Raw genomic sequence first — 13,233 nt, 5'->3', positions numbered from 1 at the left:
ACGCTCGTCCCCTCACTCCACAGGTAAAATGGCGCTTGGAGACAGACATGAACCCGCTCTCCCTATTCAAGAAAACGCAACCCCCGGAGTAAACCTGCAAGAAAGGAGGGACTCCGATGAAAAAAACCAAGGAAACCAAAACATCGACGAATCCAAAGAAAAAGAAAATGACGAAATCAACAGCTCACAAAAACAAAAAAGGGACCTCGCAGACAGCTCCAAAGAAAAAACAGACGAAGCAGACCAAGAAAAGCCCCCCGAAAAAACCGAAAAAACAGGTCATTCCAAAGAAAGAGGTCAAGCGGAAAAAGAAACAGGCCCAACTGGGCATTGAAATGCTCTATATCTTTTGCGGTTTCATTCTAGCCGGAGCGATCCTGTTCATTTCATCCTTGATCAGGGGATAACTGTTTAACAGACCGATGCTATCATTCTTTGTCTTTTCATCCATCTCACAGAAAGCGGCCCACCACGGCCGCTTCTTTCTGTTTAAAGGAAAACCCCGCCCCGGATCCAGTCGGGGCGGGCTAAAATAATCAGGAGTTCAGCCGTCTATTCAATTTTTCCCCTTCGCCTTCCAAGCCCGGTTTCCCCAGCAAGGCGAACATATTCTGTTTATAGGCTTCCACCCCCGGTTGATCAAAGGGGTTGACCCCCATCAGATAACCGCTGATCCCACAAGCTTTCTCAAAAAAGTAGACCATCTCTCCCAGGGTAAAGGGACTGATCTGCGGGAGCCGAAGAAGAAGATTGGGCACCCCGCCATCCGTATGGGCCAACATCGTAGCCTCAAGGGCCTTGTGATTCACTTCGTCCAAGGTGCGTCCCGCCAGATAATTGAGACCATCCAGGTTGTCAGGATCTGTTCCGATCGCCAGGGCCTCCGCCGACGGTTCCACTTGAATCACCGTTTCGAAAAGATTCCGGCGTCCTTCCTGGATATACTGTCCCATGGAATGCAGATCCGTGGTGAATTGGACCGATGCCGGGAAAATTCCTTTTCCATCCTTCCCTTCACTTTCACCGAAGAGTTGTTTCCACCACTCAGAAAAGTATTGCAGAGCCGGCTCATAGTGAACCAAAAGCTCCACCTGTTTGCCTTTCCGATACGATATATTGCGGAGGGCCGCATATTGGTAGGCGGCATTATCCATCAAATCAGGAACGCCATAGGCCACTCTCGCCTCTCGGGCACCCGCCATCACCTGATCGATGTCAATCCCCGCCGTAGCGATGGGTAACAAACCCACGGCGGTCAGCACAGAATAACGGCCCCCTACATCATCAGGAATGACAAATGTTTCATACCCTTCCGTCTCCGCCAGTTGCTTGAGAGCCCCTCGTTGGCGGTCGGTAGTGGCATAAATCCGTTTTCTCGCCCCTTCTCTCCCATACTGCTGCTCCATCCACTCCTTCAGGATCCGGAAGGCGATCGCCGGTTCTGTAGTCGTTCCCGATTTGGAAATGACATTGAGACTGACCCGCTTCCCCTGCAAATGCTCCAGCAGATGACGCAGTCCAGTGGAACTGAGATGGTTACCTGCAAAATGGATCTCCGGCCCCTGCCGTTCCCCTGAGGGCTGTGCATTATAATAGGTGTGTGTCAGCATCTCGATTGCAGCCCGAGCTCCCAGATAGGAGCCACCGATCCCGATTACCACCAGTGCGTCTGAGTCCGAACGGATTTTCTCCGCCGCCCTTTGAATCTGCTCAAACTCCTCCCGATCATAGGTCTCAGGCAGATCGAGCCACCCCAGATACTCCCGCCCCACTCCGGACCTTCCGTGCAACTGATCGTGGGCCATCTGCACCGCAGGCACCATCTGTTCCAATTCATGTGAACCGAAAAAAGCAAGCGCATTGGAATAGTCAAACTGGAGATGTTTCTCCATGGATGTCCCCTCCCGTAAATGATTGGTTCTAGGGTTCCCTATCAAACGTCAAGGTAATTTTACTGAAAGTGCCATCGAATTGGAAGGGAATCTACTCGCCACTGCCACAAAATCACATCATGCAGACCACCCAGATCTGCTGAAAAACGAAATTCCATCCACAACAAAAGACCGTTGACAACAGGTGTCAACGGTCGATGGACCCCACTGAGGATCCGGCTTTTCAATTCAGAGCTTCACCACGTTGGCGGCTTGGTCACCGCGGTTTCCCTGAACGATTTCGAAGCTCACTTTATCGCCTTCATCGAGGGTTTTAAAGCCCTCGCTTTGGATCGCAGAAAAGTGAACAAACACGTCATCTCTGCCTTCCACCTCGATAAAACCGAATCCTTTGTCTGCGTTAAACCATTTCACCGTACCTTCAATCATGGAAGTACCTCCAAAAAAATAATTGTTGACCATTTAACGGCAAAAATTCACATGTTATATAGGATTACAAACTGAGAGTTTATAATTCCTATATAACATGTGAATTATATACCTCAAATATTCAACTAAAAAGTATTGTACCATATACCATTCCAATACTCAACCGTCTAAACCGGTGTTTTTTTTAATATATATTCTTGACGAGGAACCTTTAGTCATGGTATCATTTCTGGTTTTGCTTGATTTCATCGCTCCGGTGTGCTATCCTTAAATAAGGAATTCTTGTACGGAGGTGGGCAGTTTGTTCCAGGTTGGTGACAAAATCGTTTACCCTCTCCATGGCGCTGGTGTGATTGAAGGCGTTGAGGAAAAAGAGATCCTCGGTAAAAAACAACGTTACTACATCATTCACATGTCCCTGGGAGACGTGCAAATCATGATCCCCACGGATCGGATCGACGAGATGGGATTACGCCATATCGTCGATCCGGACACAATGGAGAGTGTTTTTCTCCTGTTCAACGACGATCCCTCCTCTTCCACCGGCTCTTGGAATCAGCGGTTCCGTAAGAATATGGATAAGATGAAAACCGGTGATATCTACAAAACCACGGAGGTAATCCGGGATTTGGCCCAGATCAACAAAGAAAAATCCCTTGGCACCGGCGAGAAAAAACTGCTCGACAATGCCAAACAGATCCTGGTCAGCGAGCTCGTGCTGGTAAAGGAGATTGAAGAAGATCAGGCCACCCGACTATTGGATGAAGCCGCCCATTGTTAACGGAAAACCCGAATCATTCGGGTTTCCGTTTTTTTATTTGCTTTCAGGAAAGGATTAAGACCAACCCAACCCCCCGCCGATTTCGACGGGGGGTTGGGTTGGTATCCCGATAACAAGCTATACCGCACCAGATCATACTACACAAACAGAAAAGGCTGAATAAAATCAGAAGACGAAGGGTCAAATTATTATAGGAAACGGGCCGGAAGAAACGGGCCGGCGGATCGACGACGGCGGGCAAGAGTAGTTTCAATTCCTCATAGGTATGTTCTAAACAAAACTATCATCCGTCTCGAGACAGGGCGATAGAGACGAGTTTCAATTCCTTATAGGTATGTGACAGCAACCCTTCGAATTTCTTTTGCCTACATCCGTTTCAATTCCTTATAGGTATGTTCTAAACACAAGGGTAGGGGGGTCCGTACCCCCTTTGAGTCAGTTTCAATTCCTAATAGGTATGTTCTAAACGGATGCGCCGACCTGGCCGGTGGTGTGTAGAAAGTTGCAACCGATTTGTTTCAATTCCTAATAGGTATGTTCTAAACGTGATTGGCGCTTTTGTTATGGCTATATCGTATAGGTTTCAATTCCTAATAGGTATGTTCTAAACCAGGTGGATTAAATTGTGGTAGGCAACTATGAAACCGCGTTTCAAATCCTAATAGGTATGTTCTAAACAAGCGACGCAAAAGGAGACTTTCACGACACTTCGCGGGTTTCAATTCCTAATAGGTATGTTCTAAACGGAAGGCAAGACGCTGTATAAATGCGACCGGCTAGTGTTTCAATTCCTAATAGGTATGTTCTAAACCACTACTGGCTTGAGGACGAGATGTACGGTTATGAAAGGTTTCAATTCCTAATAGGTATGTTCTAAACGAGCCGGAGAGCTTCTGAAAAGGATTGGGGCACTTGTTTCAATTCCTAATAGGTATGTTCTAAACCATTTGACGACAAATTCTAGTTCCCGCTGCATTTTCCCGTTTCAATTCCTAATAGGTATGTTCTAAACCCATTTTACCCGCACTCCCATCAGCTTTTCAAGATCCTATCTGTCATCCGATTTTTGATGATTTTTCGTTGATGATCACCCAAATCCTTGATAGATCAACCCCAACCACTACATAACAAATGTCGTCGATCCCCCAGGATTTTTGCACTACTGGGGATCGACGACATTTTGGGGTGGATGATTCCGTTAGACTTCACCATTTCAGGATTAGATCATAAAGTCGATCAAAGACAGACTCGTTTGATTTCTCATAGGTACGTTATAAAACAAAAAGAATTAGAAGGTGATCCAGAAGCAGAAGCAAGTTTCAATTCCTCATAGGTACGTTATAAACTTGTTACAGATCCGTCCCACGGAGAAGCAGTACCTCCCGGTTTCAATTCCTTATAGGTACGTTGTAAACACGAGATCAACCTGCCGGAAGATGAAAAGGACAAAGGGTTCAATTCCTAATAGGTACTTTGTAAACGAGGGACAGGTGTACCCCAAGTTTGCTTCGTCCATTGTGTTTCAATTCCTTATAGGTACGTTGTAAACCGGGAGGACTCTGACGTCCAAAACCCGCGTAGTCAGTTTCAATTCCTTATAGGTACGTTGTAAACCTTAGCAGCAGTGGGCTTCGTCAGGACTCCTGAATGTTTCAATTCCTTATAGGTACGTTGTAAACCAAAAAAATAATCGGTTCGTAGGTTCGTTCAAAGCAAGTTTCAATTCCTTATAGGTACGTTGTAAACTGGAACAGTTCGCCGACGATCCGCAAAATGAAACAAGGTTTCAATTCCTTATAGGTACGTTGTAAACTTCGGCGAGTTTGATCACTCTTACCCCATACGCGATGTTTCAATTCCTTATAGGTACGTTGTAAACTGAAGCCCCCTTGAAAGTAGGCTGTGAATTTAGGAGGTTTCAATTCCTTATAGGTACGTTGTAAACTAGATTACTAACCGCAATATCCATCCTTGCATCTATTAGTTTCAATTCCTTATAGGTACGTTGTAAACGAAAAAGTCCTTTCTTCTTGCCATAGCCAATGATCCTGGTTTCAATTCCTTATAGGTACGTTGTAAACGTATGAGTTTTGGTTGAAAAAAAGTGGTAGCAAGTGGCGTTTCAATTCCTTATAGGTACGTTGTAAACCATCCCTTTTGCAATCGGGGAGCAGGTTGCAGGAGGGTTTCAATTCCTTATAGGTACGTTGTAAACGGCCGGATCAGTCCGACGGCGATAGGGTATCTGGAGAGTTTCAATTCCTTATAGGTACGTTGTAAACTATGTATTCGGCTTTGATATGTGTTTGGCTAGGCTATAGTTTCAATTCCTTATAGGTACGTTGTAAACGAGCTGGCGAAGAAAAGCAAAGCGAAATAAGGAGGAGAGTTTCAATTCCTTATAGGTACGTTGTAAACAAGGCAAAGTAACCCAAGAAACAGGGTTTATGCGTCTAAAGTTTCAATTCCTTATAGGTACGTTGTAAACGGGGTTTCCAACCATCAATAATTTGGCTCCTTCTGTTGTGTTTCAATTCCTTATAGGTACGTTGTAAACCCATTTTACCCGCATTCCCATCAGCTTTTCAAGCTCCGATCCATCATCCGATTTCCGATGGTTTTTCATCGATGTTCGCCCAAACTCTTGATAGATCAACACAAACTGTCATATAACAAATGTCGTCGATCCCCCAGGATTTTTGCACTACTGGGGATCGACGACATTTTGGGGTGGATGATTCCGTTAGACTTCACCATTTCAGGATTAGATCATAAAGTCGATCAAAGACAAACCCGTTTGATTTCTCATAGGTACGTTATAAACCATGCCGTTCTGCACCCGTCCAGCCCGCATCAGTTGTTTCAATTCCTTATAGGTAAGCTCTATACCCCATTTTAACCGCATACCCATCGACTTTTTCCTGTCCATCATCCGATTCCCGATGGTTTTTCATTGATATTTGCCCAAACCTTTGATAGAACAACCTAAACCGCCATATAACAAATGTCGTCGATCCCTGGGGGTTTTGCATGACTGGGGATCGTCGATATTTTGGGGTGGATGATTCCGACATCAGATCAGCAGGTTGAACGGGTGGGGGGCCTTGTCGATTTCGATGTAGTGGACGCCTTTGCGATTTGTATTGCTATCCGGAGTTAAAGGTATTAAAATAACTCTCGTTAAAAGAAAGGGGAGAATAAATACTCATAATTAACAACGATTATAGAGGAAGAAAAGCTGGTACCACCTAATAAAGAAATGAGCAATAAAATAGCAAAAAATATTTCCACAGGATCGAAGGAAAGGAAAAAGCAAATGAAAAAACTCATCGCTTCTAATCTGTTACTACTGTCTAGCCTTCTTTACGTTTTTTGGTCTCTATCCAAAAACCCACTCTATCTTTCGGAAATATCGATGGAAGGCAAAAATCCCATTAGTTTTAACTGGTTAAACATCCAAATAGACACAGGTATTATTGAAGCCAGTTCAAAATCGATCTACCATATTTCCCTAGTCCCTGTTTATTTGCTCGTAGTTACAGCTATTGTTTTAATTCTGCTCTCTCTAAAACAAATTAAGAATAAGTAGTACACTCTAGCACCCACCCAGGTGCTTTTTTGCTGCTACATATCTAGGTGAGAATTTACTCTGGTCAGATCAAAAAACGGAGGCAGGAATGAGGAAGTTAAACAATACAGATATGATCAGCCAGATGTCATATCGACTGAAGTATCTACAGTTGTATCAAAAGTGATCAGATAACTGCTGGATAAAACGCAAAATCTACGCATTCTACGCATTTATTTCGATTCGTTATAGATAAACTCTAAACGAGGAACAAAGAGAATATGCGGAGTTATTTCAATCCCTCATAGGTACGTTATAAACCCTCGATAGGGAAAAGTAGAAAGATTGCTGAGGTGAGTTTCAATTCCTTATAGGCACGTTATAAACAATCCTTTCGCGCCTTTTTCATCCCCTTACCCTATCAATTTCAATCCCTCATAGGTACGTTATAAACCATTGAACGTTTAATGCCTCGGTCCGTTCATTTTGGATTTCAATCCCTCATAGGTACGTTATAAACAGGGAAAACAGCTCATACACGGATCTAGATTGATAATTTCAATCCCTCATAGGTACGTTATAAACGGTTTTGGTTCCCTCTCGACAGCTGCCGCTTTTCTTATTTCAATCCCTCATAGGTACGTTATAAACTTTGGAAATCCCTTGTCTATGAACCTTACTTGGTAGCATTTCAATCCCTCATAGGTACGTTATAAACGAGGATGAAATTGAAGTCGGTGGGGAGACCTACCGACTATTTCAATCCCTCATAGGTACGTTATAAACCCATTTTACCCGCATTCTCATTGGCTTTTCAAGATCCAATCCAACATCCGATTTCTGATGGTTTTTCGGTGATAATCGCCGAAACCCTTGGTACTCCACCTCCATCACCACATAACAAATGTCGTCGTCCCCCAGGTTTTTTGCATGACTGGGGATCGACGACATTTTGGGGTGGGTGATTCCGGTATATTTTTCGCTATTTCAATATCAAATCGAGGACAAGCATTGATCCCTCGTAGGTACGCTCCAAACGCCACTGTGTACGACGATATACAGTAGATACAGAAACGAGTTCCAATTCTTCATAGATACGTTCTAAACCAACCTATTTTGGGTCAAGACGAGGAAATACGCGAATGTTTCAATTCCTCATAGGTACGTTATAAAAAAGGCGAAGGAGGCTATGGAAGCTTCGGAGGATCAGCGGTTTCAATTCCTTATAAGTCATCCTAAACTCAAGCAAGCGCACCCCGATTTATATCAGCAGTTTCGTTTCAATTCCTTATAGGTACATCCTAAACGACACTCCGGCGGCGCAACTGTACGCGTACCACAAGGGTTTCAATTCCTTATAGGTACATCCTAAACCCATCGTCATCGAGACTGATCAGGGAACCTTCACATAGTTTCAATTCCTCATAGGTAAGCTCTAAACATAGTGGCGTAGCGTCTACAACAAAAAGCGGTCAAAAGTTTCAATTCCTTATAGGTAAGCTCTAAGCTCCATGAAGGCGGATTTTCACTTGATTTCCTCCCTTCGTTTCAATTCCTCATAGGTAAGCTCTAAGCTCAATGTAATAATCACAAAATGCTTTCTGCTTCGGCGGTTTCAATTCCTCATAGGTAAGCTCTAAGCGATTAGAAAATGCTTTAAATAGACTTCAAAGAGACGAAGGTTTCAATTCCTCATAGGTAAGCTCTAAGCCCTGGCCTCTTTGGATCCCCTCTTTCTCTGCCACTCGGGTTTCAATTCCTCATAGGTAAGCTCTAAGCCTCAAATTCTCTTTTCCTGTCACTGATGAATCAATTTGTTTCAATTCCTCATAGGTAAGCTCTAAGCAATTATCCAACAGGCTGAGAACACCCTCTCCAACAAAGTTTCAATTCCTCATAGGTAAGCTCTAAGCCCAACCCCATCGCTGGGGGCGTGTCGATCAGAACGGTTTCAATTCCTCATAGGTAAGCTCTAAGCCCATTTTACCCGCATTCTCATTGGCTTTTCAAGATCCAATCCATTATCCGATTTCTGATGGTTTTTCGGTGATAATCGCCGAAACTCTTGGTACTCCACCTCCATCACCACATAACAAATGTCGTCGATCCCCGGAGGTTTTTGCGCTACTGGGGATCGACGACATTTTGGGGTGGGTGATTCCGATAGAATATCCGCCTTTAGAATCAAATCAACAAGTTGAATAGGTGGGGATCCTTGTTGATTTCGATGTAGTGGACGCCTTTGCGGTTCATGCGATCGATGAGAGGAGCGTAGTCCTCTTTTCGTTTGAGTTCGATTCCGACGAGGGCGGGGCCGTTTTCTTTGCTGTTTTTCTTCGTGTATTCAAAACGGGTGATGTCGTCATCTGGGCCGAGTACTTCATCGAGAAACTCCCGGAGAGCACCGGCTCGTTGGGGGAAATTGACGGAGAAGTAGTGCTTTAGTCCCTCGTGCATCAAGGAGCGTTCCTTGATCTCCTGCATCCGTTCAATGTCGTTGTTGCCCCCGCTCACGACGCACACCACCGTCTTGCCGCGGATCTGTTCCCGATACTCGTCGAGGGCGGCGATGGACAAGGCACCGGCGGGTTCGGCCACAATGGCGTTTTCGTTGTACAGATTCAGGATGGTTGTGCAAACCTTGCCCTCTGGGACCAAGGTGAACGCATCCACCCGTTCCCGGCAGATGGCATGGGTGAGTTCCCCCACTTGGCGCACTGCTGCACCATCTACAAACTTCTCTATTTCATCCAGTTCAATGACTCGACCTGCTTCCACTGACTTTTTCATGGAGGGGGCCCCCGCCGGTTCCACTCCGATCACCTGAGTGGCAGGGCTGAGGCTCTTCACATAGGAAGACACCCCTGCCGCAAGTCCGCCTCCTCCGATCCCGACGAACAGGTAGTCCATCGGCTTTTGGAGGTCGTTCAAGATCTCCAACCCCACCGTCCCCTGCCCGGCGATAGTGAGCGGGTTCTCAAAGGGATGGATAAACTCCGTCCCCGTCTCTTCCCGGTAACGCAGCGCTTGCTCCAGGGAGTCATCAAAGGTATCTCCGGTGAGTACCACTTCTACAAAGGTGCCGCCAAATCGCTTCACTTGGGAAACCTTTTGTTGGGGTGTGGTGCTGGGCATAAAGATCCGACCGGGAATTTGCAGGGTTTGGCAGGAAAATGCGACCCCCTGAGCATGATTGCCGGCACTGGCGCAGACGACTCCCCGCTCTAGCTTTTGCGGCTCGAGATGGCGGATCACATTGTAAGCACCACGGATTTTGAAGGAACGAACCACCTGCAGATCTTCCCGTTTCAGGTAAAGATCACAATCGTATTTGGCTGACAGCACCGAATCTCTCTGTAGAGGGGTATGGATAATCACATCCTTGAGGATGTGATTGGCGACGATGACCTCTTCCACAGACATCTGGGAAGCGGTTTCCTGACTTTTCACACTTGTTGATGTTAAAGATGACGGTTCCATGAGTACCCCCCTGATCTGATTTTCAGATCATTATACAACGGCCCCCCCTTCCCGATGCAATGCTTTTCCGCAAAAAAGTGCAAAAAGTGTGGACGTTGCTAACGATCCGGGTCGGGATGAGATCGGTTGGGATGAGTTTCAACCTTGTTCTGGCGAGCCCAAGTCACTGGATGCCAAGTGTTGATTAGCCATATCTTAGTCGGGAAGATCGTGTGCTACCAGCGACCCTACCATCCAACGAGGAAGTGAAGACAAGGCCCCTCCGAATCTTCCCATCGGGCAGGGGCAAAAGTCGGGGGTTCAAGCAACACAAGGATGAATGTAACCCCTAGGTGCCCCTCGTAAGACTTCTACACTGGGTAGGATGGCAACCTGGCTATCGAGATTGTAGTGCCTGTGGTGCTTCCTTAATCTAGAGCTTCAGCTCTTTTAAATTGTAGTGCCTGTGGCGCAACCTTGCCATCGAGATTGTAGTGCCCTGTAGCCATAAAGTCCCTTGGCAGCAAACGACTCCCTTCCACCGCCCATTTTCCAGTTCAGCAACAGCCCTAATTCCATGGGAAACCCGACCCTCCCTCCACTGTTTTCATCCCGTTCCCTCCCCTTCGCTGAGGGGATTCTAGGACCTTTCAACAGGAAAAATCTGATCCAATTGGTGCAATTGGGCTATAAAAACCTCCAGCGCTTTCATCTGGAATGGGGTGTCCTGGGTGATCCAGGTGAACTTCCGGGGGATCGGGGTTCCTGCCATTTTCAACAGACAGATAGTACCCAGCGACTCTTCCTTCCGCACTGCCCAGCTAGACAAAAAACTGATCCCCAACCCTGCTTCCACGGATTCTTTGATCAGTTGGGTGCTACCAAATTCCATCAGATGATCCGGTGTGAAACCCAGCTTTTTAAACATCTTCTCCGTGGCCTCCCGGGTGCCAGACCCCTGCTCCCGTACAATCCAGTTCTCCTTTTTCAAATCGGAGACAGTGACTGATTTTTGAGCGGCCAAGGGATGATCCTCAGCGACTATAATATACATCTGATCGTCGGCGAAGGATTCCGTATTCAACCGCTCATGATTGAAATCTCCCTCTACAATCCCCACATCCAGATGACGGGCGGCAACTGATTCGGCAATCTCTGTCGTATTTCCGATGGTGACTGTCGGTTGGATCAAGGGATACCGCTCATGGAGTCGGGCGATCACGTGGGGCAGAATATATTCGCCAAATGTATAGCTGGCCCCGATCGACAGATCCCCGCTCGCCACCTGCATCAGATCATCCACCAGTGACTGCATATGTGTATACAGGCCCAAAATCTCCCGCCCATGATGATAAACGATCTCTCCTGCTTGAGTCAGACAGACAAACTTGTTGTTTCGCTCGATCAGCTTGGCCCCTACCGTCCGTTCCAAGGCTTGTATATATTGGCTGACGGCGGGCTGGGTCATGTGCAACTCTTCTGCCGTCCGTGAGAAGTTTTTCTTTTCTGCCACTGTGACAAAAACACGCAAATGTGAATCCATCTCGCATCCCCTTCTCAACAGATCGTCACTTATAAGGTTTTACTTATGGCCTTGATATATATAATTTATTTCCCTTATCAATAAACATCCCTTACGCTGATCACAGAGAAAGGAGGAGTCACATGTCAGCACCCACCCTGGAAAAAGAGCCCTATCCAGTTCAGAAGCCCCAGCCCTCCGGAAGCATACACTGGAAGGGATGGATCGGCGGTATCATCTTCACCTTTGTCATTGCCATGTTGGGTTACGGTTTATCCTATTTGCCTGGATTTGATCGCATCGGTCCCCTGGCCTCTGCCATTATTATTGCGGTTGCTTACCGCCAATTTTCAGGTTACCCCGAGTCGATCCGCTCTGGAATCCAATTTTCTTCGCAAAAATTGTTGCGCCTGGCGATTGTCCTCTATGGCCTCAGGCTAAACATCGAAGTCGTGTCCCAAGATGGATGGCCTCTGTTGCTGCGAGGGGCGGGGACGATTCTGTTTGCTATCGGACTGACCATGTTGTTAGCCCGCTGGTTGAAGGCAAACACCACCATCTCCCTCCTTCTCGGAGTGGGCACAGGGATTTGTGGCGCTGCTGCGATCGCCGCTGTCTCTCCCATTTTGAAGAACAAGGAGGAAGATACAGCGATCAGCGTCGGCATTATCGCACTGGTCGGCACGGGTTTTGCGATCGGCTACACGCTGATCCAGCCTTTTCTTCCCCTGGACAGTATCCAGTACGGAATCTGGTCTGGAATCAGCCTACATGAGATCGCCCATGTGGCATTAGCCGCCTCCCCCGCGGGTCAGGATGCCCTGGCCATCGCATTGTTAGCCAAATTGGGACGCGTGTTTCTGCTGGTTCCCTTCTGTTTCATCCTCATGTACTGGATGAACCGAAAACATACCGGAGAGGCGAAGGCCCACATCCAGTTCCCCTGGTTCCTCATTGGATTTATCCTGATGAGTGGGGTCGGCACCTACCTCCACGGCACAGGGATTCCCCTATCAGAGAGCGTAATGGACTTTCTGTCTCACATGGCCACCTGGATCCTGACCATGGCTATGGTCGGTCTCGGTCTCAATGTTCAGCTTCGGCACTTGCGCAACAAAGCTCTCCGCCCGCTCCTCGTCATGGTGATCACATCAGTTCTGCTCTCTGTCGTCACTTTCTATGTCATTTGACAAATGTCAGGCGTACTTGATTCGCCATATTTTAGGTGGGAAGATCGTGTTCACCCACGCGACCGTTGCCATCCAGCAAGGAAGTGAAAACTGGCCGCTCCAAATCTGACCATCGGGCAGGGGCATAGCCTTACGGAAGCAACACAGGGAAGAGGTTGCCCCTATAAACACCCTCTCGTAAGACTTCTCCGCTAGGTAGGATGGCAACCTTAATCTAGAGCTTCAACTAATCTAGAGCTTCAACTAATCTAGAGCTTCAGCTCCTTTGGATTGTAGTGCCCATGGCGCATCCTTCATTTCAAATTGTAGTGCCTGTGGCGCATCCTTAACTTCAAATTGTAGTGCCTGTGGCGCATCCTTAACTTCAAATTGTAGTGCCTGTGGCGCATCCT

Annotated in this window: 8 protein-coding genes and 4 CRISPR repeat arrays; of the genes, 3 read left to right on the top strand and 5 right to left on the bottom strand. The window is 46.8% G+C overall.

Going from position 1 to position 13,233, the window contains the following annotated elements:
• Positions 1-116 precede the first annotated feature (116 nt).
• A complete protein-coding gene (locus tag JOD24_RS02640) occupies positions 117-407 on the top strand; it encodes a hypothetical protein (protein ID WP_380163952.1) in 291 nt (96 codons plus the stop codon).
• Between the two features lie 129 nt (positions 408-536).
• Here the strand turns inward: JOD24_RS02640 and JOD24_RS02635 are convergent, their stop codons facing one another.
• Entirely contained in the window at positions 537-1,892 is a 1,356-nt protein-coding gene (locus JOD24_RS02635; RefSeq protein ID WP_380163954.1) for a glucose-6-phosphate isomerase, read from the bottom strand.
• A gap of 228 nt (positions 1,893-2,120) precedes the next feature.
• Positions 2,121-2,321: a cold-shock protein gene (locus JOD24_RS02630; protein ID WP_380163956.1), complete on the bottom strand. Its 201-nt coding sequence runs from the start codon at positions 2,319-2,321 to the stop codon at positions 2,121-2,123.
• A gap of 292 nt (positions 2,322-2,613) precedes the next feature.
• Between JOD24_RS02630 and JOD24_RS02625 the strand changes: the two genes are divergently transcribed.
• Positions 2,614-3,102, top strand: a complete 489-nt coding sequence (locus JOD24_RS02625; protein ID WP_380163958.1) for a CarD family transcriptional regulator — start codon at positions 2,614-2,616, stop codon at positions 3,100-3,102.
• 373 nt (positions 3,103-3,475) lie between these two features.
• Positions 3,476-4,114: a CRISPR direct-repeat array (repeat unit 30 nt).
• A gap of 303 nt (positions 4,115-4,417) precedes the next feature.
• Positions 4,418-5,659: direct repeats of the CRISPR family, unit length 30 nt; unit sequence GTTTCAATTCCTTATAGGTACGTTGTAAAC.
• Between the two features lie 207 nt (positions 5,660-5,866).
• Here JOD24_RS02625 and JOD24_RS02620 read toward each other — a convergent pair.
• The 3 genes from JOD24_RS02620 to JOD24_RS02610 form a co-directional block, all read right to left on the bottom strand.
• The gene (locus JOD24_RS02620; protein WP_380163960.1) at positions 5,867-6,013 is read right to left on the bottom strand and encodes a hypothetical protein; all 147 of its coding nucleotides are present in this window, start codon (positions 6,011-6,013) and stop codon (positions 5,867-5,869) included.
• Positions 6,014-6,961: 948 nt separating this feature from the next.
• Positions 6,962-7,456: a CRISPR direct-repeat array (repeat unit 30 nt; unit sequence ATTTCAATCCCTCATAGGTACGTTATAAAC).
• A gap of 758 nt (positions 7,457-8,214) precedes the next feature.
• Positions 8,215-8,648: direct repeats of the CRISPR family, unit length 30 nt.
• A 206-nt stretch (positions 8,649-8,854) separates the two neighbouring features.
• Positions 8,855-10,150, bottom strand: coding sequence for a threonine ammonia-lyase IlvA (ilvA, locus tag JOD24_RS02615; protein WP_380163962.1), 1,296 nt, complete (start codon positions 10,148-10,150; stop codon positions 8,855-8,857).
• 619 nt (positions 10,151-10,769) lie between these two features.
• Positions 10,770-11,672 (bottom strand): LysR family transcriptional regulator, encoded by a 903-nt coding sequence (locus JOD24_RS02610; protein WP_429246274.1) that lies wholly within the window; start codon positions 11,670-11,672, stop codon positions 10,770-10,772.
• Positions 11,673-11,794: 122 nt separating this feature from the next.
• Between JOD24_RS02610 and JOD24_RS02605 the strand changes: the two genes are divergently transcribed.
• Entirely contained in the window at positions 11,795-12,841 is a 1,047-nt protein-coding gene (locus JOD24_RS02605) for a YeiH family protein (protein ID WP_380163968.1), read from the top strand.
• Positions 12,842-13,233 lie beyond the last annotated feature (392 nt).

It is taken from the genome of Kroppenstedtia sanguinis (genome assembly GCF_050433445.1).
GTDB lineage: Bacteria > Bacillota > Bacilli > Thermoactinomycetales > DSM-45169 > Kroppenstedtia > Kroppenstedtia sanguinis.
This window is presented reverse-complemented; position numbering and strand designations above follow the sequence as displayed.